Source organism: Lachnoclostridium phytofermentans ISDg, assembly GCF_000018685.1.
Classification (GTDB): domain Bacteria; phylum Bacillota; class Clostridia; order Lachnospirales; family Lachnospiraceae; genus Lachnoclostridium; species Lachnoclostridium phytofermentans.
In genome coordinates this window covers 1,768,196-1,793,896 of sequence record NC_010001.1, presented here as the reverse complement: position 1 = coordinate 1,793,896, position 25,701 = coordinate 1,768,196, and the positions used below count along the sequence as shown (strand labels likewise).

Here is a 25,701-nt window from a genome sequence, read left to right as displayed (position 1 = left end):
AAGACCACTTTCTGGAGTTGATTAGTAGTTACTAATTACCATTTCACATGGAATTCTCCGTTTTTTTGTAAGATGACCTTAGGATGTTTTTCAAAATATTGTAGAATCAATTCTGGCATTTCGATCTGAATCTCTTTCACAACCTTAACGCCTTGGTACATTTCATATCCACCGGCACCGCTTGCACGGTAATTATTCATACATAAAGTAAAAGTATCATTCATTTCGATACGTTTTCCTTGATAATTGATGGACTCTACTCTATTGCCCTTTGGTTTTTTAACATCTATATTGTAACAGATTCCAGAAAAAAAGTCATAATTATAATGTTCTACTTTGGGTTTTAAAAATGAATCAGAGATACACAGATCCCCTTTTAAGTCAATATCAAAATATTCAGCAACTCTCTCAAGCGCTTGTTTTAATACTTCACCAGTTACTTCAAGAACGATTAAAATATTCGGGAAGCGATAAGTGGCTATAACATCTCGAACGGTTACTTCCTGGTTAAAACCAGCAACTTCATTTGCAAGGCTCGTACAGGAAATTTGTGCCCCTGAACTCTCTAGTTGAACCTGATTAAAAAAGTCAGCTATTTGTGTTCCATGAACAGCCATAGAAAGTGGGAAATCAGGGAGTAAAGGATGTGGAAGGAATCCAACCGGCCCATCTAACCATTTTTGTACCCGCGCTTCTATCGGTAATAGTTTCTGATATAGACCCTCATCACAAACTCCACCGGCTTCTTTTAAATCTGAACTTATTTCAAATCCATTTTTACTTTCCTGCACTTCAATCTCAATATATTTTAAAGCATTCGCAGGAGGTTGCGCAATATAAGTGTCATTTAACCATTGTCCTTTTAATGGCATATGCTGGTGCCCTGTTAAAAGTAAATCAAATTTCAGTTCACGGCAAATACGATTCCCGATATTTTCGGTGGTTTTTGAGAGTTTTTTCCCAGTTTCTAAATCCTCCTCAAAGCCTCCGTGATAGATACAGATACAAATATCCGCTTCACTTTTCATCTTTTCATAAGCTTGCCTAATCTTTGGAAACGGATCTGTAACTTTTATGTGTTTTAAATTCTCAGGACGTTCCCACAAGTTCACATAATCTGTAACAATACCGACTAATCCAACCTTAAGACCATTTCCCATTACTTTAATGAAAGATGTTGTAATCGGTAATTCTCCTAATTCATCTTTTACATTCTCACTTAAACAAACTGCATCTAACTTCTTTAAATATCCATTCAGATATTCATACCCATAGTTAAAATCATGATTTCCGAGTGTAATAAAGTCATATCCTGCTGCATTCATTACATCCGCCATCGGATAGGTAGTAGGCTCGTTTTTCTGACAATAGTACGCTAGAGGGGAGCCTTGTAAAGAATCCCCTCCATCTATAATTAATGTGTTTTCATCTTTTTTAAAATTATTAATACAATTTAAGAGCCCCATTTCCTTTTGCTCTTTTGTGTCATAGGTGGTAGGAAATATATAACCATGTATATCCGAGGTAAAATAAATCTTTAAACTTCTGTTACTTTCCATTCTAAACCACATTCCTTTCATAAAACCTCAATTCTGTCGCAATCCCGCGAATTTGGGAGACAGCACAAATTCGTGTGTGAAAAATCTTGATTTTTCACACTCCCTTTATTGAAAAGAAGAACCTAAAATAAATTCCTTCTGAATTTTATTTTAGATTCCTCAAATAGTTGGGATGTTAACCCCTTATCCTCTTGCTAATTTAACACGAATCTTCGTAGAGATGAATTCTACAATAAGAATCAAAACAATAAGTCCAGTTAAAATCGCACCAACTTCATTCCAACGATAAGAACTCATAGCGAACATTAACGGAGCACCGATACCACCTGCACCAACTAAACCTAATACGGTAGCATCACGAAGATTCATATCAAAACGATATATAATTGTGGATATAAAATCGGAGAATAATTGTGGCAAAATACCATAGCGTATTTTTTGGAAAGTATTACAACCACTTGCATCTAAAGATTCTAAGATGCGAGTATCCAAATCTTCGATTGCCTCAATGTACATTTTAGAGACCATACCTACTGAACATAGCGACATTGTAAGCAAACCGGTAAAAGGTCCACCACCTGTTACACGAATAAACATTAACGCATAAACAAAAGTCGGAATAGTACGAATCGCTATGATAATGAAGCGACCTATCAAGGTAATCCATTTTGGCATAATATTGGTAGCTGATATAAACGCTAGTGGTATTGCTATAATTGCACCTACAATGGTACCAAGAAATGCAATACACATGGTTTCTAATAAAAGATAAGCAACACCTGTTTTTGTAAAGTTAAGTAGAAGGTCTAAATCAGGATGAAAAATACCTGAAATAATATTCTTTGCTATCGCAAATCCGCTTCCTTGCATACTATCTAATTTAACCGTAGTCCCTGACCAAACAAGTAAAGCTACTACAATGAGTGCAACCATAACCTTATAAATCCACTTTTTTGGTTCTTTTTCCATCTGTCTTCGAACTGCATCATTCATTTACTGTTTCCTCCTTACGTCAGTTTCTTACGTAAATAATGGCTAATTACTTCAATAATAATAACGGTAACAAACAGCATAACTAATATCATACCTACATTATCATATTGTCTCCAGCCAATTTTCTCATTTAAGATAAGTCCAAGTCCACCCGCACCAACATAACCTAGAATCGCTGCATAACGGACATTTCCTTCAAAGCAGAATAAACTAGTCGATAAATAAGCCGGAAGTACTTGTGGAACAATTGCAGTAGTAAATGCAGATAATTTATTTGCACCCATAGCTTCCATAGCCTCATAAGCGCCCATATCTACTGTCTCAATTTGTTCAAATAATTGTTTTCCAATGTATGCAAACGTAAAGATTGCAATCGCTATCATACCTGCGAAGGTTCCAAGTCCAAAAATATAAGTTGCTATTAACGCAGATACTAAAGTAGGTACCGTACGTACAATACTTAGAAATAAACGTACCACCCATAAAATGAAACGGTTCTTAACTATGTTGCTTGAGGCAATAATTGCAAATGGTATCGCAAGTACAGCTCCAATGACAGAACCTAATAATGACATTTTAATCGTATCAAATAGTGGCTTCCACACACTTGGCATATAGGAAGTCTTAGGCGGAAACATCTTACTAAGAATGACAAAAAACTCATTTCCTCGCTTCATAAGAACAGACAAATCAAAACCTGTAATCTTAACAGAAATTGCAGTAGCAATGAGGATAAGAATTAGGATAAGTGGCGTTCTGCTGCGGTATTCTAATACTTTTTTACCGTTAGCTATGGTCATTTCCTTTGGTTTTAGGATCTTATCATATAGTTTCATGCAGTTTCCTCCACATCAATTGGAAGTTCATTTCCATAGATTGCGGTAAGTACCTCCTGGTTTACTAAAGATGCTGGACCATCGTATACGATTTTACCGGAACGAATTCCTATTACCCTGGTTGCATACTCAAGTGCAAGTTCAACATGGTGAATATTGATTAAAACAGATATATTCATATCCTCATTAATCTTTTTAAAATCACTCATTACCTGTCTTGCTGTCACAGGATCTAGCGCTGCTACCGGCTCATCCGCTAATATAATTTCAGGATTCTGAGCTAACGTACGTGCTAAAGCAACACGCTGTTGCTGTCCACCCGATAACTGATCTACTCTGTTATATGCCTTTCCAAGAATTCCTACCTTATCTAGTGCTTCTAACGCTTCTACTTTTTGCTGCTTTGTAAATAAACCAAACAGAACTCTAATAAAAGACATGTCAGGAACATTTGCTGTTAAAACATTTTTTATAACTGTAGTTCTCGTTACTAAGTTAAAGGATTGAAATATCATTCCAATGCCTCTTCTAAATTTACGCAAGCTCTTTCCTTTTAAGGTTTTAACCTCTACACCATTAACAAGTAAATCTCCAGATGAAATTTCATGCATACGATTAATAGAACGGATTAGCGTAGATTTTCCTGCTCCTGATAATCCAATAATCGCTACAAACTCACCTTGTTCTATTTTAAGTGACACATCATCTAACCCTCGTACTCCATTGGGATAAACCTTATTTACATGTCTAAATTCTATCATAAATACCTCCAAAATGAGGGGTTATTACTTATCTTCGTAATTACCCATAACTCCACATAAATTCAGGGATAAGGTAGTACACTCTCATCCCTGATTTCTTCTAAGTTATCGTTTCTATAGTAATCTATTATAGGCAGATTACTGATTTAATTCTTGAATTAACTTTTGTGCAGCACGTTCATTATCATAATCAGAATCTTTTGCTGGTTGATAACCCATATGACTGTAAATAGCAATTACTTTTTTACCTTCTTCTGTGTTACCAATGTTAATGAAGGCATTTTGAATAGCTTTCTTAAATGCATCATCCATTTTAGCGGAATTCTTGCTAACAGATACTGTATCATTGAAGATTGGTGCTGTAACGCCAATTACATTTGTTTCTTCCCAAATAGAAGCAGCACGGTTATATTCACTACTCCATTTTTCTGCATAGTCACGTCTTGCATCTGCATAGGTTAATAAGACATCCACTTGTCCAGCTGCTAAACGAGCCATTGCACTACCATAAGAATCTGATTGAACTGCATGAGATAAATCAGTGATTCCCTTACCGTACTTATCTTGTAACCATAAAGAAGGATAGATATATCCAGCTGGTGAAGAGGAGGACATTACACTCCAATTTACTGCATCTAAATCTTCCCAAGTTAACTCTTCACCTGCATTTACTTTTGCGGCTAATGCTTGTCCTTTTTCAGAAGGGCCAGCGATCATTAATGCACGGTAAGATACTGCTTGATTTGTAGATGCTTCTGTAGCTTTTCCATCGTTCCAATCTTTCGCGTTATCAAAATCTTTATTTAAACCATCACGAGTTGCTGTTAATAAAACTTCAGCACCATCATCATATAATACATAGGTTCCACCTGGAATTAATCCAATATCAGCTGTACCTGCAGATAATGCTTCACCAACTGCTTCATAACTTGTACCAACGGTAATATCTACGTCAGCAATGTCATAACCTTCTTTCGCAAGTTCAGTCTTTAACATCTCTTTTAATGGTTCTGTAGCTGTAACAATTTCTGCTGGCTCTCTTGAAGGAACAAAGTAAACACTTAATTTATCAATGTTCTTATTACCAGATTCATTTGCACTTCCCCCATCCTTTTTTGCGCCGCAACCTGTAAATAGTGTTGCTACCATTGTTAGAGCCAGTAAAGAACTCATGATCTTCTTTCTCATAAACATTATCCTCCTAATGATTTACCGTATAATCTATACACTATTTATAATATATTAATTTAGTAAATTTTCAAGTGTTTTTTAAGTAAAATATATGTAATATTTTCTTCCTATGTGAATTTTTGTTTTGTTTTTTACTTTTATTATCAGTTTTTTAAATTTTACATAGATTTTAATAAAATAATGTTTACTAAACTTTTGTTTGAATTGATTTGCAAAATGTTTGTTAAAATTAGCTACAAGAATGGGCAAGTACCATTATAAATGGACTTGCCCCAGCAAATGTTCCTGTCTACTATATAAATTGTTATTATTTTACCTCAATATTTGTATTTCTTACTACCTAAGAAGTTCGTACCGATGATTCCTATAATAATCATAATTGCCCCGATAGCATGATAGCTTTTTAATTCCTCATGCAAAAAGATGACTCCTGCAATCATGGTAATTAATGTAGATAAATTAGCAAATACGCTCATCTTAGTTGCATCCATTTTTGATAATGAATAATTTGCTAACAAAGATGTTATCAATGATGATAATATACCCAAATATAAAATTGAAATTAAAAATATAGGCTTTGTTAAAGGTACAAAATAATCAGCTAAGGTTCCCCTAATCATGTTATCCGCAACGGATATTGTGTTAAAACTTAAAAATCCAATCACAATCATAATATAGCTTAAATCCGCTGGCTTGTATTTTTTTGTTTTTTTCCTTGCCATCACATTATAGCAGGCGGAAGAAAATGCGGATAATACAATCAGTACAATTCCTGCAAAACTTGCAGATCCTAAGTTTATACCCTTCATTAGAAATATATAGATTACTCCTCCAACTGACAACATCAGAGAAATCTTTTGTAATAAGTTAATGTTTTCTCCTAGAAAAATAGTTGCTAGAATCATGGTAAAGACAGGTACTATAGCTTGAATAATACCGGCCTCAGAGGAAGATATATAAACTAGCCCAAAAGCTTGAAATGAAAAAAAGAGCGCAGGGTAAAATAATGCGAGAGGTAAAATAGAAAGTATGTCCTTTCTGCTGATATTCAGCTTAATCCATCCAAGTAAAACCGGTACAGAGGCAGCAATAAATGACACCGTAAACCTATGTGCCAGAATATTCAGCGGGTTAGTCACATTTAATGCTAACTTTGTAAAGAGAAAGGATAATCCTATAATCAAGGCGTTTAATATAGCCGCAAAATATGCTTTCGTATTATTATTTTTCATATGTTAATCTCCTATCTAATATCTTTGTTTCACATTTCTATTTTAATATAATTTAGGTTATGTTACTATGGAAATTAAATCAATGTGTACCGGTACAGAAATGGAGGGGATATGTCTATGTATAAGTATTTAACTTTATTAAATGAAATTGAAACTAAGATAAAAAGCGGTATTTATAAGCAGGGTGAAAAAATTCCTTCGATACGTAGTTTATCCGAGATCTACAATTGCAATAAAAGTACTGTGATTAGTGCACTAAACGAATTAGAAAGAAAACATGTAATTTATTCCCTACCCAAAAGCGGATATTATGTTGTGACTACAAAGAATGTCTCCGACCATGGGAAGGTGCCAAAATTCAATTTTTCATCTTCTGCCCCTGATCCTGCTGTATTTCCATATCTAGATTTTCAGCATTGTATTAATCAAGCAATTGATATTTATAAAAATGACCTTTTTATCTATGGAACACCAAAAGGATTGCCTTCCTTAGTCGATGTAATACAAAAGCAGCTGGCAAATTACCAAGTGTTTACTAGTAAGGAAAATATCTTTATAACCTCAGGTGTTCAGCAGGCATTGTCCATCTTAGCCGCACTTCCTTTTCCGAATAATAAGCAAACTATATTGCTTGAGCAACCAGGGTACCATTTATTCATTGAAGCATTGCAAACAATGCAGATACCGGTCATAGGCATAAGACGAACCAGTGAGGGAATTAACTTTACAGAATTAGAAAGATTATTTCAAGAGGAAAACATAAAATTTTTCTATACCATGCCAAGATATCACAATCCTTTGGGCACTTCCTATTCACAAAAAGAGAAATATGAAATCTTAAAACTGGCGCAAAAATACGATGTATTTATTGTAGAAGATGATTATCTGGTTGATTTTGAGCAGAACTCAAAAGCCGATCCTATATATTCCTATGATAATTCAAAAAATGTAATCTATTTAAAGAGCTATTCAAAGATAATATTCCCAGGTTTGAGGATTGGTATTGCCGTAATCCCTGATAGTCTGATCAACGTATTCAGCAGTTATAAAAGAATACTTGATGTAGACAGCTCAATGCTTTCCCAAGCTGCATTGGAAATCTATATTAATAGCGGTATGTTTGAAAAACACAAAGAAAAAATGAACGCAGCATACTATTTAAGATCCAAATGTTTAACTACTGCGTTGAAAAATAATTTGAACCAATCCAATCAGAATTTATTTAAATATACTCCTGTAAAAAATATATGTGTGCATACCTATGTTGAATTGGATAAGCGGATATCGTGCGAAAAAGTTATTAACCGTTTAAGAAGAAAGTCAATACTAGTAGATGGTGTAAATAATAATTATTTAAAGTCCTTCCCCATAAATGATTCCATAATAAAGATTAACGTCTCAAATGTAGATGAGGAGCATATTGAAGAGGGTGTTTCACAGATTGTTAAGGAAATTTATTAGTGAAATTAGAAAAATTAATAACAATAACTCCCATCTGATTTATCTATATCATATCAGATGTGAGTTATTTATTATTTCTACCATTTTCTTATTCCATTAAAAATACAATGACTTTTTATAGTTAAAATCCCAACTGTAAGAGCCATGAGGAAAGTTGGTTTTCACGTTCTTTTATGTTACCTTTTTCTTTCTGATATTTGCCAATAATCTTTTTACTAACAATCTTTCCATCTATCATAAACAGCACTCGTTCGGTTTTTGCTGCCACCTTTGCGTCATGCGTCACCAGCAGAATGGTTGTACCTTCGTTATTGATATCCGCTAGAATATCCATGACCTCTCCTGTAGCCTTTGAGTTTAAGGCACCCGTCGGTTCGTCGCCAAAGACGATTTGTGGATTGTTGATTAGTGAGCGGCAAATCGCCGCTCGCTGAAGCTGTCCACCAGACGCCTGTGTTATGTCATTACCAGCCAGTTCCTTGATCCCTGTCCGTTCCATAAGCTGTAAGGCTCGTGTATTTATTTTTTGCAGACTCTCATCTTTAGCCAAATAAGCTGACAGGATGATGTTGTCAAGAATACACAGGTTCTTCAATAAACTACTCTGCTGAAAGATAAAACCCATCTTAGTAAGACGCAACTTTGATAGTTCTTCCTCCGTCATTGTGGAAATCTCATTACCGCAGAATTTAACGCTACCGGAGGTCATTTTGTCCATACCGCTGAGATTATAAAGAAGCGTTGACTTGCCGGAACCGGATGGCCCCATGACTGATATAAACTCGCCCTGCCGTATTTCCAAATCTACATCCTTTAGAATATGTTGGATATTATCGCTGTCTATTGTATAGATTTTATTCAGTTTTTTAGCTTCTAGTATATTTTGCATTGTGCATCTCCTTATTCTGCGACTATCCTTAAGTCGCTCATTTTTTTCATTGAAATACCGCTGATCCATATGGTAGCCGTTACCGCTGCCGCCAACAACAGGGGACATAGAATGTAAGCGACAAGAGGATTGATTACAAACTTAAGGCTCGTTACCCCCGGAATAATCACGCTTACGATTCTCTGCCCAAGCGTCCCCGCCGCCAAAGTTCCAATTAAGATTCCTATAAAAAGGACGAACAGTACACGAGTAATGTATTGCGTCCTGATATGTCTAAGAGAGAAGCCAAGCCCACGCATGATGGATATTGGCGCAGAGTCCTTTGCCGTCAGCATTTTGATAAACATAGCAGTTATAAGTACGGCTATTCCTATGGATAGCCCTAGCGAGAACCTCACCACCAGTTCCAGTTGGCTTACAATACCGCGCAATGTTTGAGACATATAATCGTTCATATCAGTAACTTTAGCTGGATAAAAGGCTGCGGCGTATTCTTTTATCTTTGCAGGAACGTCCGTACCATCCTTAACGTCCAGGTTTGCGATATACCAAAGTATATTGTCGGGGTCATAAGGCAGGATGGCTTTGGCTGTCTTGCCGCCATTGGTCACATCCTGATAAATACCGCAGACAGTTAAATTCCGTTTCTCGCCGTTTACCAATACCGTCAACGTATCCCCAACGCTTTTTTGAAATTCACTGGCATTCATAACAGAAAGGGCAATATCATTTTCTAGCCTCGGCGCGGATCCACTGGAATACTCCAACGGGAACTTGGTAAAATCCCCGATCTCCACCTTTATATTTTCATATAATCCCTCCCTGCTTAGCGCCTGAAATGTACTGGTGATAAGAGCGGAATACTTTTCTATATCATTATCATTTTGTATATAGCCCATCATATCGTTATATCGCCGTTCCATATCCCCAGCCTGCTGTAAATCTATCCGAATGTCACATTGACCCGCGCCCATATATGTGATAAATTTCGGCGATTCAATGGTGTTTAATGCGTTTAAAGGAACAATCATCAGAAAGGAGCAGATAACGAATACAAAGCATAATAGTCCGTATGACTGGAAGTGCCCTAAAACTTCTTTTACGCCAAGGAACACATTTACATTCGGTAATTTACTTTCGTGGAGTTTAAAGCCCCACCGCATTCTGCCACCTCCCCTCGAGCTTCCCGTCCGTATGGCTTCCACTGCGGATATGTGCTTAAATCTTCGCAGCACTAACCGGCAAAAGGCCGCGACCGCTATGATAACAAGCCCTGCGCCAGCAACGGGGAACATAACACTCCAGATGTTTTTTTCGGCACTTCCCATATACAGCGTAATATTGGCAGTAAATACATAGCTGATTAAGCGGGATAATACATAACCGCAAATGCCAGCTGTTGCCGCCATTGCAACATACTTTGTCAGGTACAGCTTTCGGATGTATTTGTGGTTCAAACCGATTGCTTTCATTACTCCAATTTCCCGGTAATCTTCCTCAATAGCTGTTAACATGGTAAAACGCAGACATAGAGCAGCAATCGCGACCAGTAGAATACCGACGAGAATGATGACCGCCGCGACTATACCGTCCGCAAGGCTGTTCATCAGCCTGTACAGAGAATAAGTGACAACCGTGCCTTTCTGCGGCAGGCCAGAAGACTGATATAGGCTTTCAAGCTCACCAACGCGGTTTATGTCGTATAGCTGAAACTCAATAAGATATTTGATTTCCCCAAGAGCTTCCTCTAAAGAATTCCAGTCATTATCACTGACTAAGAAGCGTTTGGAGGTAATAATAGACGGATTCATCTGTGCGTCACGAACAAAGGCTGCAATGGTAAATTTCATGCTGAAACTGCCGCTTGTGACCCTGACTGTATCACCAATATGTAAATTATACTGTTGTTTATGATACAGTGGTACGACAATTTCCCCATCCTGCATCTGTAAAATCTGATTGTCTGTATCCTGTAAGAAGTCAAAGGTTACATTTTGTTTCACAAAAGCGTTTTCCATCACGCTGTCAGCTTCGGAGTTTTCATTGTTTCCCAATATGATATTCGCACCGTTTATGTTGAGAAGTTCAACCGTTTGTTGGTTTTTTACTATATCTACTCTTTCCTCGACAAAACTGTCTATGGCCGGTTGGTCGATTTCTCCGGCGTGCATTTGCATGAAATGAGGAACGCTTGATTTCTCAAACAAGCTGTCCATAGAGCCGAACAACTCCGTTATGATTCCAGCAGCTCCTGCAACCAGCAGAGCTGCCAACATGATAAACACAAATAAGGTTACGGTGATTACTCGCTTTCTTAATAAATCTTTTTTAAGCATTCTTCCTATCATTACGCCGGCTCCTCCTCATTTTTCAATAATCGCTTCGTCAGTACAGTTAGAAGAAGTGTCAGCGCGCTGACAACGAATGTGGGAATGAATACTTGCGCGCTCCATATCTCAAAGATCATGCCATACAGTATCTGTCCCAGTGGTGCGACACATTGAGCAACCGACATCATAATTGCCATAACTTTTCCAAGGAGTTCATTTGGCGTCACCTTTTGAACCTTTGTAATGATATAGATTGAAATAATCGTCATACTTGCCGCTATTGGGATCGCACCCAACATAAATACGATGAATGCCGGGTAGTACCCAAGACCTTGCATAAACGGCATTAAGGATAACACCATAGGTATCATCATCAAAGCGGCGGCAAGAATCCAGTAGTACAGCTTTTTCAGTCTCATTTTTTTCGCAAAATACCCAATGGATAACGCACCTAATATCGTGGCAAAGTTAATGAGCCCCATGCCGACACCATATAAGGTATCGCTGCTTTGCATAGTAACCCGGAGAATAATCGGGGCTCCCACAAGGAAATAAGGAGACAAAATTAGATTCAGCAAGACGGCGATAACGCCGACCTTCAGTATGAATTTCTGTTTAATGACGTATGCAAAACCCTCTTTCATATCCTTTGCAATGGTCGGTATAATATGTTCCGTCTGTTCTCTTTTTATAAACGGTATTTTAATAAAAATCTCCATGACGGCTGATATGAAAAAGGAACAACAGCTAAATACGATAACAGTTTGCACACCCATAATCCCATAGAGGATGCCGCCTAAAATCGGAGCTGCCACGGCAGATAATGCTTGAACAGCTTGAACAATACCGTTTGCACCCTCTAGCTTTTTTTCCTCCACAAGTAAAGGAAACGCCCAATGTCTTTTCAATCAATTCAACAAAAGCCATAACAAGTTTAGAAAGTTCTTCTTCATTCCATTGAAATAATCCCTGATCAAATATGAATTGCCCCGCTGCTAAAAAAAACGCTACTGTTTCCTGAGGATAATCGGTCTTAAAGATTTTTTTATCCTGAGAAATGATTTCGGCAATAACAGGCACAAGTTGCTTCACGGACTGTACCATACTTTTTTGATGCATTTCAGCATTTTCTGCCATATGGAATTGATCAATCATATCTTCCTTGCTTTTTACATTCTCCTCGGTCTGACCTTGGCCCAATAAAATTGCGCACAGCTTTTGCGGTGGTGTCAAATCTGGGCTCGACACAATTCTTTTTGCACCCTCGACCTCGGCATCAACGATTCGCTGAATAATAGCGTCCATGACTTCTTCTTTGGATTTGAAATAGTAATAAAACACACCTTTGGATAAGCCATGCACATTCAATATATCGGTAACGGTCGTCTTAGAATATCCTTTTTCAGCGAACAACTTTTGTGCTGCGTCCAATATCTCACTTTTTCTTACTTCCGGCTCTTTTATGCGACGCATATACTAATCCCCCTCTTTTAGACCGACGGTCAGTTTTAAACAACAGCAACACGAAGTGCCGTCAATGTCAAGGAGGCAATTGCTAATTTTTTGATGTTTTCGCCCATACTGGATGGTCCAAAAATGGGCAAGAACCACTTAAGATGGTCTTGCCCATAAATAACTATTAAAAATCTAAATTAGTTTTTGACTTACGATTTAAAAATTTACTAATTTCCATTGCGGATATCTTCAAGGCTCCTTAATTCTAGGGAAACATTAGAAAATCTTCTTGATCCACCATCTCCGGTTGGTGATTGTGCTTCTAACCCTACTTTAATTTTTTTCTGCATTGGAAGATGACAAAGTCTAGCCATCTTAAATTCTTTTCCATCCAGCGAATAATGAATCGCAAAGAGATTATCCTTACGGCTTAACTGAAGCCAGACTTCATCTCCATCCACATCGACACCATTGGCATCGTCCGATCTCTCATTTGTCATAACGGTAACAACAGAATGAGTACCTAAGTCTGTATACTCAAAGCAAGCCTTCGCCCAAAGCTTTTCGTTTTCTAACGCAAGTAATACGCATGCGTCATAAGTTGAAACGAAATCATGGCTTACCTTTGCTCTCAGAATAAAATCTCCTTCAACTTCCTTATAGAAAAATGGCGCATCCGTCACAACTTTTCCATCAGCTGGATTTACAAAATAATCAGTTTTAGCAGGTGCATAAATATGTATTCCATCTTCAAATTACTTCTGACATTGGAATTAACGAAATTTAAGAAATCGGATGTTAAGTTGAATATGTACCTCATTTTGATTTTCATTTATTTTTGATGTTGTAGGTAAAAAGATAATAGAAATAGATCTTAGTATTACCTATCTTCTTGGTTGGTTTACTATAATCTTCTTGGTTGGTTTACTATAATCTCTTTAGTTATTGATGAACTTATGAGTATACTTAAAAACCTTAAGCAAACTAAATAAGAGCTCCTCACTATCTGATTAAAAGTATGTGATATATTTAAAAAATGAAATGATAGTTTACAAATAAATGATTCCTTTGTCTTTATACAGTGTAAGCTTACAAATTATAAAAAAGGAGTATTTTTTATGGCAGATTGGGATAATTCTAGATTTACTTATGCACAGGTTTTACAAGGTGGTACCGGAGTATATTATCAAATGGATGATAAACTTCGCTATGCTGATGGTGTAAAAACTATGCAAGAGAAACTTAATAAAGCGGGATATAATTGCGGAACAGCTGATGGAAAATTTGGTTCTACCACTGATAGTAAAGTAAGAAGCTTTCAAACAGCGAATAGCCTTACTGTAGATGGCTGTGCCGGTAAAAACACACTTACGAAACTTGATGCAATTACATCTGGTACAACACCTCCAACATCTATGAATGCAACTAAAGTAGATAATTTAATTAATTATTGTAAAGATGCAACTGCCGATGGAACTATAGCAAAAAGATGGGGATATGTATGGGGAGGAAGTGGTGAGGTTTATACAGATGATGTTGCTAAACAGTTATATACTGTACATAATACAACCCTTTACGATTATACTTACTATACAGTAACACAAATTAATCTTTGGAAAAATCATAGGGTTGTAGATTGTAGTGGTTTACTAAGAGCATATCTCACAGATAAAAAAATCTCACTTGAGTCCCCTGTTGGAAATTATAATGCAGACAAATTTTATACAAGTGAGTGTTCAACAAAGGCTGTTTTAACAAGTGCAGATTATGCAACATTACCAAAAGGTTGTTTAGTATTTGAAGATAAAGCCGGTAGTAAAGTTCATGTTGGAGTGTGCATTGGAAATGGAAAAGTTATTCATTCTTCAGGATCTTCTATTGGTGTAGTAGAAGAAAATCTCTCTTCACGCTTTACCCATTATGGAATACCTAAGTTTCTATGCTAATTTATATAACAAGGGGCTGTTGCAAAATAACTGAGTATTAATCAGTTATGGAGCAACGGCTCCTTTTTTGATTTAAAATGTAAAAAGCGGGTGCTAAAGCACCCGCTAGTGGTATAATTAAATTATGACTAGTAACTTAAAATACCAGAAAGATTATACTACTTTTCAGGATTCTTATCAACTGGTATTGCCATTAAATCTGGACGGTCTAATTCCAGAGGATGACTCGGTACGATTGCTAAGCCATGTATTGGAGGGACTCGATTATACAGAACTGTATAAGGCTTATTCTTCGAAAGGAAGAAAACCTGCACTCGAACCGATAACTATGTTTAAGATTCTTGTTTACGCATACTCACAAAATATCTACTCCAGCCGTGGGATTGAGAAAGCCTGTAGACGCGATATCAACTTCCGATGGCTTCTTGGAGGTGCTGATGCTCCAGACCATTCCACTATCGATCGGTTCCGTCAGAGATACGCTATTTCTGCAGTTGAAACACTATTCTATCAGTTTGTAAATCTGCTTCATGGAACTGGTGAGATAAGATATGAAAACGTCTTTATTGATGGAACAAAAATTGAAGCAAATGCAAACCGCTACTCTTTTGTCTGGAAGAAAACCATCATGAAGAACGAAGCTAAGATGCACATAAAAGTACAAGAACTAATCCAGATGATTAATACTGACTATGTCCAGAGTTTCTCGTTTTCAGCAGATAATGCGTTTACTGATATCACCTCGGTAGTGACATTTCTTGATCAGAAATGCAGAACTGAAAAGATTGAGTTTGTCTATGGGAGTGGGAAACGGCCAAAACATCTTCAGAAACAGTACGAACAGATGAAGGAATATCAGGACCGGCAGAAAAAGTATGACCTGAGTAAGCAGACTTTTCAGGGAAGAAACAGCTACTCCAGAACGGATAATGACGCTACTTTTATGCACATGAAGGAAGGCCATATGAGAAATGGTCAGCTCAAACCTGGTTATAATCTTCAGATTGGTGTCGAGGCAGAGTACATCACAGGAGTTGGCGTATTTTCTGAACGGAATGATCTGAATACTCTGAAACCAATGCTTCAGCATATGGAAGAAATGAGTGGACACCGCTATAGAAATGTGATTGCAGATTCTGGGTATGAAAGTGAAGAAGGTTATCTTTACCTGGAAGAGAAAGGACAAACTGCATACATCAAGCCACAAACTTATGAAAAATGGAAGAAACGCAGTTTCAAGAATGATATCAGTAAGCGTGAAAATATGTCCTATGATCCAATCAAAGATCAATACACCTGTCATAATGGTCAGAAATTGACTTATCAATATACTGGACATAGAAAAAGTGCAAGTGGATATGTTTCGGATGTGAGCTATTATAAGTGCCAAGACTGTACGGGATGTACATTCAAAGAAAAATGTACGAAAAGCCAGGGAAACCGAAAGTTACAAGTATCGAAGTTGTTCATTGCAAAACGACAGGTATCCTATGAAAACATCATCTCTGAAAAAGGAACGGAGCTACGGATGAACCGTTCGATTCAGGTAGAAGGCGCTTTTGGAGTATTGAAAAATGATTATAAATACAATAGATTTCTTACCCGCGGCAAAACCAGTGTAAAAACTGAGTTTCTTTTCCTTGTCTTTGGATACGACATCAACAAACTGCATGCAAAAATCCAAAATGGACGACTTGGCCATCAGCTACATCCGTTAAAAGAAACTGCATAAAGCATAGAAAACTCTGGCTTTTAGAGTAGTTTTATTAAGGTCACCCAAAAAGCTGGAGTTTTGTTAGTTCTATTAAAAAAGTAGATAAAACCCTATGCAAGAAAAAAGGGGTTCTATAATAAAGGTTGGGGTGTGTATCACTTAACACATTCCCAACCTTCTTTTTTTGTAATAAAATAAAAGAAGCCTCCCCGAAAATGCCCGTCGTCCAAACAACCACTTTCAAAGGAGGTTCCATATAAATGCACTCTAATTGTACCAGAAATCTTTTAGATTTAAAAGATGTTTATATCAAAAAGGTTATGCATGCTGATCACTATGTAAAGATATTCATTGAAACATCTCCTTCTTTACATATTTGCCCTGACTGCGGTAATCAAACCAAACGCATTCATGATTACCGTTATCAAGAAATTAAGGATCTGCCATTTCAAATGAAGCATACATATTTGGTCCTTAAGAAAAGGCGCTATGTCTGCCAGTGTGGTAAAAGATTTACGGAAAAATATCATTTCCTTCCCTCTTATCAACAGCGTACTTTACGATTATCTTACAAGATTATAGACCTACTCAGAATTCTTATAAATATCAAGTCCGTTGCTGAAATAACGAATGTATCGGTAAATACTGTTACCCGCCTTTTAGACACCATTAACTATTCCGTTCCCTCTCTTCCAGAGTGTATCTCAATTGATGAGTTCAAGGGAGATACGGATGCAGGAAAATACCAATGTATTCTTTTGGATGCCAAGAAACGTAGCATTCTAGATATCCTACCGGACAGAACGCAGAGCCATTTAAGTGCCTATTTTAAAGAAACAAGCCGAGCAGAGCGTCACCGTGTGAAGTTCTTCGTTTGTGACATGTGGCAGCCTTACGTGGACTTAGCAAAAGCTTATTTCCCTAATGCCACAATCATTATCGACAAATATCATTTCATCCGGTATGTTACATGGGCAATTGAAAATGTAAGGAAAAGACTCCAGAAAACAATGTCAGCAAACCTCAGAAAATACTACAAACGTAGCCGAAAGCTAATACTAACTCGCTACGCTAAGCTTAAGGATGAAAACAAGAAAGCATGCGACCTTATGTTGCTTTACAATGATGACTTGAGAGTAGCTCACAATCTTAAAGAATGGTTCTATGGTATTTGCCAAAGCGAAAAGTATTCTTATCAACGAACAGCTTTCTGGGATTGGGTTAAAACAGCTGAAAAATCAGGAATACCTGAATTTGAGAACTGCGCCAAAACCTATAGAAACTGGTCAAAAGGTATATTAAATGCCTTTAAATATAAATATACAAATGGACCTACCGAAGGCTACAATAACAAAATCAAGGTACTGAAAAGATTATCTTTTGGAATGCGTAACTTCAATAGATTCCGAACAAGAATTATACACTGCACTATCTAATTAGAAAATGGACGACTAGGCAAGGGCCTTATTTGGCACGCCCAAAAACATGAATTATAAACCTAAACATTAAAATATCTCTAAAAACAGTAATGGAGCGGGATTCCGTAAATCCCACCCCAACACTTGACAAAGAGCCAAAAAAGGAGCGTTGCTCCATGACTAAAATTTAGTCATTTTGCAACACCCCCTTGTTATATCAATTAAAGTCTTCTGCCCAATTTTGTAGTATCATTGCAGCATTATTTCTTATAATTATATTCATTATACTTTTTTCTTTTTGATATTGAACTGTAATTATGCATCCAGTTTTATTACATAAATCATACTCATATGAGAGATCTATTCTTGAATCAAATTTATCTTTATACTCCATCTGATAAAGACCCAAATCATTTAGCTTAGTTACATAATCTTTTACTTGTTCATCAGATACATCACCAAATGTATACATTGGTAAGTCATGCAAATCTTCACTTAATAATATACCATTATCAAAACGTAGAAAATCTTCTAACTTTTCAAAAACTTTACATGCAATCTCATTTTTTGTTGTATCAGTAATTTTTCCTACTACAATTTCACAATTACTATTTTTAACAATTATATCAATAAAGTTGTTTTCTGAATTTTTAGCATGAAAATGTTTTTCTTGAATATTAATAGAAGAATCGCTAATATCCAGAAAACGTACATAATTCCAGGCACCTATTACATCATATCCCATTTCAATTATTTTGACTGAGTATTCTTCTAAAGCAATTAAGTCTGTAATACTTTCAAAAAAGTAATGTATACAATCCTCTTTACTTGTAGTTTCCTTTAGTTTTCCTAATGTAAATTCAGGAAAATTTTCTATAGTAGGAGTATTTTTATCAGAAATATCTGAAGTTGATGTTGGTTTAATAAATGGTGTATTAGTAATTTCATCTACATCTTTATTTGTAACAAATTTGTTTTTGCTTGAACAAGAGCATAAAGCAATCGTTATAAGTACAAAAATAACTATTCTTTTCATATAATCATAATCCTCTCTAATAATTAATATATAGATTATTATATGCTTTTTAACATTATTTTACAATTTCTAATATTGCATCTATATTTTATGCGTAGCTATAAAACTTTTATTCAGCAGATACAAGTTAATACTTACTTTTTCAGTGCCCTCCCGTACGGAGGAGGGGCAGCAGTTTTAAAAGGCGGAACAAATATAAGATCAAATCTGCAAATTTTTCAAAATCATCTTCATTTACCAAATAATCACTCTAATTATATCATTGTTACCCTTGATTTGCGATATAAGCTCTTGAAACATTCTTTCGATTTTTTTCATGAACAAGTAACTCCATTACTATTTTTCGAGTTTTCTTTTGTTTTTCTCTCATTCCTGAGTTTGTCGTAGTTATCTTACGCAATTATCTTACTAATTACATAATTTCCTGTTAGCGCTTCGATGTATTTTTATAAACCCATTCAGTTACACTTCTCTCGCAAATATCGCTTAATTGCATTATTTTTGTCATTGATTCAGTCTCTGTTCTGCAGTTTTTCCCTTGGTAAATCGACCAATCTATAATTCTATATGGATAACTGGCTATAATATAATCTGCATTCACATTAAGAAATAAAATACTTTCATATTTATTCATTTCAAAATTCCATAATACTCTTTAAAACAATGTCTATCTACTTCCTCAATAATCCAATCATACACTCTTAATTATTCAAAATTCAATTTACTGCTCCAAGACATTGTCTGATATTTAATCAGCTAGTTAGCCCAAGTATCTCTATATTCAGACAAACTTCCTTTAAATGCACCCGTCTTCATACTTAAGGCTGTCTGAATTGTCAACAATTTAATTCATTATTTGACAGGTAAACTTTACTTTGATAGGATGTTAAAATATTAACATTTCTTTAAGTTTACATTTTTTACCATTCCATCTCTTTATTATTTGAAAGGTGGAAATTAGTATGTTATTTGATGATATTATTAAAATACAAAATGGTAATAGTGATATGATTTCAAAACTTATTGATAAATTTAACCCATTGCTAAAAAAATATACTATGAACTGAAACTATCATAATTTAATTAAGTATGAGGTAGCGGAATATTTCAACTACCTCATACTCAAAGCACTAATCCCGACTTTAAAATTATCCCGAGATACACTATAGGATAACTAATCGAAAAGTTAGGATAACTTCCGACTATAATTCACAAGGCATCTTTTATACCTTCAGAAATAAGTTCCCAATCCCTAGCGTAGCCATGCATGATCTTGGCACTTCAATGAAATGTGTTATCCCACCAACATGAAGATATTTAAAGGAGATATATGCAATGGATGCTGCGTCCTGGAGACCTTTACCGGGTACAGTTTCTGATAAGGAGGTGTTTATCTTCCGTCTTCAGGCGGTTGTGTGGAAGAACAAGCCTTTCCTGTGTTTTCTCCTGTGTCAGATGTAATTCCTCCGTCTCCAGTCTATAACATTATTACAATGATGCGATACACGAGGGCCTGTAACGACAGCGAGACTAAAAACAGCAAATTTCTTTTACCTTCATTTCTATCCCTGTCAATCCGCGAACATATGATATTGTTTCAACCGGTTTCATGCAAAGCATACTAATGATCTTATCTCTTGGAGCAGAAAGCAGCATCCTGAACGTTTTCTGACAGTATGATTTTCTTCTCAATTCATTCATCACAATATCAATGTATTTATATATGAGAGAAAGCACCTGTTCCCATCCGCATCCACTGCCCAAAATAGCATTTTTTGCGTCATTAAAGAAAATATAAAATAATGCAAATTTCAGATTGACGCAATAAAATTGCTGCGCTAAACTTTAAGTACAGATTACCATAATATTACTTTTATAGGAGGGATGAATAATGAACGGCCTTAAAGTATAAACATGAATTAAGAACCGAAGATTATGCGTAATCTTTATGAGTCCACTAATCGGTATCGCCAGTCAATATACGACACGAGTTGTCAGGAAGATTTTAGTATCAAAACTCATTTCCGACGGGAACGCCGGGGATTATAAATTCCCATCATAACTGAATCCGCGCATAACCAATACTCGAACAGAAAATATATAAAAAACTGTTTGAAGACATTGTAAAAAACTTGTCCCAACTATTGTTCAATCCGCTTGTATATCCTATCCTACCAGATAGGACATCGGCCGTGCCTGCGAGTTCTCCTACGACGAGTTAGTACTACGAACATGATTGCTGCATAGCAGCAAAGTTACGGAAGCATCCTTCTAGCGCTTACCTCAAAAAGATAATCCTTACTCGATTTATTACTACGTCATTATATGACTAAATTATTTGAAAGGAAGACTTGTTTTATTATGAATTTACTAAAAAAATCTTATTTGGCTTTTATTCTAATAATCTTACTAACCGTATTACAAACTGGCTGCGCGACCACCGAGGCAGAGTTTCAAACTGACAGAAATAAAAATAGCAACATGAAAAATTCAATTTTACATGATGTAATTGTTACTCCATCTGAAGCCTTGGATGAGAACGAATTTGAAAGTTCTCCAGGGATTGTAGAAGGTGACCTCGTTATCTCACTCTACTATGGAAATATTGACACTGTAGATGGAAAAGTTTTATATAAGATTGCAACTAAACAAATGGGGGAAGATCGATACGTTATCGACTTGGAATTTTATGATAACAATTCAAAAGAGCTTACTCAGCAACTATCGTATACTTTACGTGATGATTTTATGCCTGAGACCGTACATAATCCACTTGAAACCGCCGATGTAAACAATGATGGTAGCTATGATATCATTATAGATTTAGGTATTTATGGTAAAATTAAGCTTGCATTATGTTACATATATGACCCCAATCAGAAGGGCTATATTCAGTTGACCGGTTTTGATGAATTGATGACTCCACACTATAATGCAGGCTATATCTATGAGGAACTGAGAGGTGAATTTAATGAATATGGTAGAAATAAATACCGGGTCGATGGAACTAAGTTAGTTCTTGTGGCAAGCCTTCATGCAACTTATGGAGGCTCTCCAAATCCCATATACACGGAAAAAGTCCTAATTGATGGGAAGATGGTTACTACAAAAAAGAATGTGTCTGCAAAGGAGATTGATATCAAAGAATGGGGTTGTTCTCTACCATAAAAATAGGTTATTAAGAAAAACTAATTAATTTTCCCGGACTCATATTCAAGTAAGCCTAGGTCCTCCTTCAGCGTATCGTCACATTTACACTGATGTATCCTTGCAGTTTATTTGGCATTATCTTGTTTAACAGAAACACCCCTCACTCTGTACCTGATATGATTCGTGTTCCTCGCGTAGGAATATTGCTCACCACACTTCCTTCAGATTCGTCCTCACGAACTGCACCCTTACGCTTGGCCAATTGGTGGCAACTGTTTGCCCCTATAGCAGACTTTCACTACCTAGTTATGACTAGCATGGTGTACTTAAAGGGGCTGTTCTCGATTAATTTGTCAATTAGTTTTGAAACAGCCCTTTCATTTTGTCTTATTATTTCAATACATTACTAATTTGCTGATAATTATTATATCTAGTTGTTGCTCCAGAAGAGCTTCCGGTGATTTTAGTAGTCAGAGTAGTACAGATGCTCTGAGCAGTTCCAGACCAGTCAACAACGGAGTTGTTATTAAAAGACTTATACGTATTCCAAAACCATCCAGCGCTATCTCCAGGGTATGCGATAGCCACATGCTGTGTAGCATATTCGCCAGGAGACAAAATTTTTGAATCACCCTTATATGCCTTGTATTGAGTATATGCATCAGACCATGTAAGTTGTAGAAATCCGGCTCCATAATAAGGTGCATAGCTCGCAGTACCCGTTGTTCCAGGTCTATAAATATATTCCACCAGCGACGCACCTGAGTCTGTTTCTGCCTTACACTGCGCTAAAAACTGCTTTACCTTCTCTTTGGTATTAATACTATGAGTATTGAGAGCATTGTTTAGAAGTGTCACAATATCTCTGCGCAATAGAATGTTCTTGAATCCTACCCTAGCCAACTTACCCGCAGTAAGATTTACAGTTCCAGAGGACAGCCAAGCGGTATCAGAGATAGTATCTTCTAAAGCTGCAAGAGTACCCTGACCTGCAGAGCCGTCAGAACTTAATCCCATAGCGGTCTGGAAGCTCTTGACAACGTTCACCAGATCGGCATCATAGCTACCAGTAGAAGCGCAAGTGTAACCCTTATTGTTCAATAAAGTGCGGATAGTGGTAACTGGAGTCCCAGTGTCCCCGGAATGATAATAGTCCAGACCATTTCGAACTTGATCAAGAGATGGTGTTGCAGTCGGAGTACCATAGATAGTGCCAGACCAAGCTTCCAGCTTTGTTAGACTACTTTGGCCAAAAAGACCGTCATTGAGTAGACCATTTTCGTTTTGGAATCCCTTTACTGCACCGAGCATACCTGATCCAAAGTATCCATCAGGAGCTCCTCCTGGACAATAGCCGTACAAATACAGAGCCTTTTGAACTGCCTTAAGTTCATCGCTATACGTGGTAGAGTCCTGTTGAAAATATGCTGTACCCGCGCGAATCTTTGCCAGTGTTACACTGGCATTGTCTCCATTTGCCATAATAATAACCTCCTAAAATTTAATCACATAAACATCTCTAAGTTGTTTATGTGATTATTAAAGAGAGTTATTGTGAGAAAATGTAAATATGGTACAAAATATTATTTGAGATTTTTCTACCTTTTGGTATGCCTTATAAGTTCAACTTTAAAGCTATGATATCCCTTCGATAAATCAAATTTATTCTGTCTTAATGAATGAATTTTGAAATCTTATGATAATGATGTTTTTAGGTAAAAGTAGGAATATCCTACCAGATTAAAATTTGGGATTAAGATAGAACAAAAATTGGTACCCACAAGAAAGAAGATGTAATCAGCGTGATTATATAAAGATTAGTTGTAAATACCAGCATATCCCATGAATCCGCATCTTTTTATTTTCTCTTTGTAATATACACATGGGCAAGAACCACTTAAGATGGTCTTGCCCACAAATAACTATTAAATTTACAATATCAGTTTTGATTAGACTTAAAACAAATCAACTAATTTCCTTTGCGGATATCTTCAAGGCTCCTTAATTCTAAAGAAACATTAGAAAATCTTCTTGATCCACCATCTCCGGTTGGTGATTGTGCTTCTAACCCTACTTTAATTTTTTTCTGCATCGGAAGATTACAAAGTCTAGCCATCTTAAATTCTTTTCCATCCTGTGAATAATGAATCGCAAAGAGATTATCCTTACGGCTTAACTGAAGCCAGACTTCATCTCCGTCCACATCGACACCATTGGCATCGTCTGATCTCTCATTTGTCATAACGGTAACAACAGAGTGAGTACCCAAATCTGTATACTCAAAACAAGCCTTCGCCCAAAGCTTTTCGTTTTCTAACGCAAGTAATACGCATGCGTCATAAGTTGATACGAAATCATGGCTTACCTTTGCTCTAAGAACAAAATCTCCCTCAACCTCCTTATAGAAAAATGGCGCATCCGTAACAACTTTTCCATCAGCTGGATTTACAAAATAATCAGTTTTAGCAGGCGCATAAATATGTATTCCATCTTCTACTACTTCATATTGCGTTTCGATTGTCCATTGAAAATCATTGTAATTCATTAGCTTACCTCCACATTTTCATAGTTTTTATGTACTAGTAGGTAATAGATCGACTAATCTATAATTCTATACCAAAGTAATTGGATAACCGGTTAGAATATAAACCGCCTTCTATTAATAGTACTACATAACAAATAAAATATCTACTATATATCCATCTTAAAAATCCATAACCTCTTCGAAACAAAGCCTCTCTACATCATCAATAATCCATTTGCATGGCCATTAATTATACATATTTATGCTCATTTATTATCCAAGATCCAATTCACTGCTTCAAGAACATTGTCTGCTATGTAATCAGCTTCATAGTTAGCCCAAGTGTCTCTATATTCAGACAAACTTCCTTTGCCTGCACCAGTCAATACAAGGATACCTTTTGCCCCAATATTACTTGCCAAAACAATATCACTCATACCCATATCACCGATTACAAAACTATGTTTCAAATCTATGTTATGCTCTTTCATAGCTCTATCAATCAGTCCTGTTAAAGGCTTTTTGCAATTACATTGATCTTTTCTAGTATGTGGACAGCAATAGATGTCGTCAAGATATGCATCTTGTTTCGACAATACTAGATTTAACATATTCATCTTTTCATCGAAGTCCTTTTGAGAAATGTAACCTCTTGATATATTACTTTGGTTTGTGATAACAATTGCTAATAGCTTATTTTGATTTAGTTTTTTTATAGCATTGATCGCGAAAGGGTAAAATTCAAATGTACTAATATCATCTACACCATTACCACCTAAAGTACCTTGCATATCTAAAAAAACTGCTCTCCTACAAGTATCCAAAATTATATACCTCCATAATTCCTTGAAGTATCTAACAGAACGAAATGAAGTACCAACATTACGCGATGTACTAGTAAAAAAGGACCACAGTATAAATCCATGACCCCTAACTCCTCATCAACCTTATTTTAACTGTGAGCTCATATGTTGAGCAGCATTTTTAAATTCCTCAACACACTCTGGCTTTAATAACATTATCATCTTTGGTACGATTTCAGTCATATACTCCTTCGTAAATGTACCTTCCTGCTGTCTTCACTCATTATGGCTTTGATTTCTTCCTCTTTGCCTTCTTTTACTCTTTCCATTACAAATTCATAAAATCTTTGTTGACCTTCGTTCATTATAATTCCTCCGTTTTAAATTAGGTATTTTTCTTCGC

21 protein-coding genes are annotated in these 25,701 nt (G+C 36.2%); 5 read left to right on the top strand and 16 right to left on the bottom strand.

Annotated features, from left to right (window positions below; translation table 11 throughout):
• Positions 1-35: 35 nt before the first annotated feature.
• The 6 genes from CPHY_RS07575 to CPHY_RS07550 all read right to left on the bottom strand — a co-directional run bounded on the left by CPHY_RS07575 (position 36) and on the right by CPHY_RS07550 (position 6,572).
• Positions 36-1,559 carry a bifunctional metallophosphatase/5'-nucleotidase gene (locus CPHY_RS07575; RefSeq protein WP_041704148.1) on the bottom strand — a complete coding sequence of 508 codons (1,524 nt, stop codon included), beginning with the start codon at positions 1,557-1,559 and terminating at the stop codon, positions 36-38.
• A gap of 183 nt (positions 1,560-1,742) precedes the next feature.
• Positions 1,743-2,552, bottom strand: a complete 810-nt coding sequence (phnE, locus tag CPHY_RS07570; protein ID WP_012199479.1) for a phosphonate ABC transporter, permease protein PhnE — start codon at positions 2,550-2,552, stop codon at positions 1,743-1,745.
• A gap of 14 nt (positions 2,553-2,566) precedes the next feature.
• Positions 2,567-3,388 (bottom strand): phosphonate ABC transporter, permease protein PhnE, encoded by an 822-nt coding sequence (gene phnE, locus CPHY_RS07565; RefSeq protein WP_012199478.1) that lies wholly within the window; start codon positions 3,386-3,388, stop codon positions 2,567-2,569.
• Complete coding sequence (phnC, locus tag CPHY_RS07560) at positions 3,385-4,149, bottom strand: phosphonate ABC transporter ATP-binding protein (RefSeq protein ID WP_012199477.1); 765 nt, start codon at positions 4,147-4,149, stop codon at positions 3,385-3,387. Before phnC ends, phnE (CPHY_RS07565) begins: the two co-directional genes overlap by 4 nt.
• A 138-nt stretch (positions 4,150-4,287) precedes the next feature.
• The gene (locus CPHY_RS07555) at positions 4,288-5,337 is read right to left on the bottom strand and encodes a phosphate/phosphite/phosphonate ABC transporter substrate-binding protein (RefSeq protein ID WP_012199476.1); all 1,050 of its coding nucleotides are present in this window, start codon (positions 5,335-5,337) and stop codon (positions 4,288-4,290) included.
• A gap of 320 nt (positions 5,338-5,657) precedes the next feature.
• Positions 5,658-6,572, bottom strand: a complete 915-nt coding sequence (locus CPHY_RS07550; RefSeq protein WP_012199475.1) for a DMT family transporter — start codon at positions 6,570-6,572, stop codon at positions 5,658-5,660.
• 111 nt (positions 6,573-6,683) lie between these two features.
• On the opposite strand from CPHY_RS07550, the gene CPHY_RS07545 reads away from it, so the two are divergent.
• A complete protein-coding gene (locus CPHY_RS07545) occupies positions 6,684-8,033 on the top strand; it encodes an aminotransferase-like domain-containing protein (RefSeq protein WP_012199474.1) in 1,350 nt (449 codons plus the stop codon).
• Positions 8,034-8,154: 121 nt separating this feature from the next.
• Here CPHY_RS07545 and CPHY_RS07540 read toward each other — a convergent pair whose 3' ends face one another.
• The 5 genes from CPHY_RS07540 to CPHY_RS07525 all read right to left on the bottom strand — a co-directional run bounded on the left by CPHY_RS07540 (position 8,155) and on the right by CPHY_RS07525 (position 13,450).
• A complete protein-coding gene (locus CPHY_RS07540; protein ID WP_012199473.1) occupies positions 8,155-8,922 on the bottom strand; it encodes an ABC transporter ATP-binding protein in 768 nt (255 codons plus the stop codon).
• Positions 8,923-8,933: 11 nt separating this feature from the next.
• Positions 8,934-11,270 carry an ABC transporter permease gene (locus CPHY_RS07535; protein ID WP_012199472.1) on the bottom strand — a complete coding sequence of 779 codons (2,337 nt, stop codon included), beginning with the start codon at positions 11,268-11,270 and terminating at the stop codon, positions 8,934-8,936.
• Entirely contained in the window at positions 11,270-12,097 is an 828-nt protein-coding gene (locus CPHY_RS07530) for an MFS transporter (RefSeq protein WP_242657991.1), read from the bottom strand. Before CPHY_RS07530 ends, CPHY_RS07535 begins: the two co-directional genes overlap by 1 nt.
• Positions 12,000-12,725 carry a TetR/AcrR family transcriptional regulator gene (locus CPHY_RS20715; RefSeq protein ID WP_242657974.1) on the bottom strand — a complete coding sequence of 242 codons (726 nt, stop codon included), beginning with the start codon at positions 12,723-12,725 and terminating at the stop codon, positions 12,000-12,002. Before CPHY_RS20715 ends, CPHY_RS07530 begins: the two co-directional genes overlap by 98 nt.
• Before the next feature lie 209 nt (positions 12,726-12,934).
• A complete protein-coding gene (locus CPHY_RS07525; RefSeq protein WP_049762318.1) occupies positions 12,935-13,450 on the bottom strand; it encodes a DUF1349 domain-containing protein in 516 nt (171 codons plus the stop codon).
• Between the two features lie 375 nt (positions 13,451-13,825).
• Between CPHY_RS07525 and CPHY_RS07520 the strand changes: the two genes are divergently transcribed.
• The 3 genes from CPHY_RS07520 to CPHY_RS07505 all read left to right on the top strand — a co-directional run bounded on the left by CPHY_RS07520 (position 13,826) and on the right by CPHY_RS07505 (position 17,803).
• Positions 13,826-14,653 carry a peptidoglycan-binding protein gene (locus CPHY_RS07520; protein WP_012199469.1) on the top strand — a complete coding sequence of 276 codons (828 nt, stop codon included), beginning with the start codon at positions 13,826-13,828 and terminating at the stop codon, positions 14,651-14,653.
• A 124-nt stretch (positions 14,654-14,777) separates the two neighbouring features.
• Positions 14,778-16,385, top strand: coding sequence for an IS1182 family transposase (locus CPHY_RS07515; protein ID WP_012199468.1), 1,608 nt, complete (start codon positions 14,778-14,780; stop codon positions 16,383-16,385).
• 242 nt (positions 16,386-16,627) lie between these two features.
• Positions 16,628-17,803 carry an ISL3 family transposase gene (locus CPHY_RS07505; RefSeq protein WP_012199467.1) on the top strand — a complete coding sequence of 392 codons (1,176 nt, stop codon included), beginning with the start codon at positions 16,628-16,630 and terminating at the stop codon, positions 17,801-17,803.
• A gap of 199 nt (positions 17,804-18,002) precedes the next feature.
• On the opposite strand, the gene CPHY_RS07500 is transcribed toward CPHY_RS07505, so the two are convergent.
• Entirely contained in the window at positions 18,003-18,821 is an 819-nt protein-coding gene (locus CPHY_RS07500) for a hypothetical protein (protein WP_012199466.1), read from the bottom strand.
• A gap of 2,361 nt (positions 18,822-21,182) precedes the next feature.
• Between CPHY_RS07500 and CPHY_RS07490 the strand changes: the two genes are divergently transcribed.
• Positions 21,183-21,989, top strand: a complete 807-nt coding sequence (locus CPHY_RS07490) for an XAC2610-related protein (RefSeq protein ID WP_041703344.1) — start codon at positions 21,183-21,185, stop codon at positions 21,987-21,989.
• A gap of 372 nt (positions 21,990-22,361) precedes the next feature.
• Here CPHY_RS07490 and CPHY_RS07485 read toward each other — a convergent pair whose 3' ends face one another.
• The 4 genes from CPHY_RS07485 to CPHY_RS22310 all read right to left on the bottom strand — a co-directional run bounded on the left by CPHY_RS07485 (position 22,362) and on the right by CPHY_RS22310 (position 25,663).
• The gene (locus tag CPHY_RS07485) at positions 22,362-23,453 is read right to left on the bottom strand and encodes a peptidoglycan-binding protein (RefSeq protein WP_012199464.1); all 1,092 of its coding nucleotides are present in this window, start codon (positions 23,451-23,453) and stop codon (positions 22,362-22,364) included.
• A gap of 487 nt (positions 23,454-23,940) precedes the next feature.
• On the bottom strand, positions 23,941-24,516 hold the full coding sequence (locus CPHY_RS07480) for a DUF1349 domain-containing protein (protein ID WP_012199463.1): 576 nt from the start codon (positions 24,514-24,516) through the stop codon (positions 23,941-23,943).
• Between the two features lie 245 nt (positions 24,517-24,761).
• The gene (locus CPHY_RS07475; protein ID WP_012199462.1) at positions 24,762-25,319 is read right to left on the bottom strand and encodes a D-glycero-alpha-D-manno-heptose-1,7-bisphosphate 7-phosphatase; all 558 of its coding nucleotides are present in this window, start codon (positions 25,317-25,319) and stop codon (positions 24,762-24,764) included.
• A gap of 218 nt (positions 25,320-25,537) precedes the next feature.
• Complete coding sequence (locus CPHY_RS22310; protein ID WP_278183988.1) at positions 25,538-25,663, bottom strand: hypothetical protein; 126 nt, start codon at positions 25,661-25,663, stop codon at positions 25,538-25,540.
• Positions 25,664-25,701: the final 38 nt, after the last annotated feature.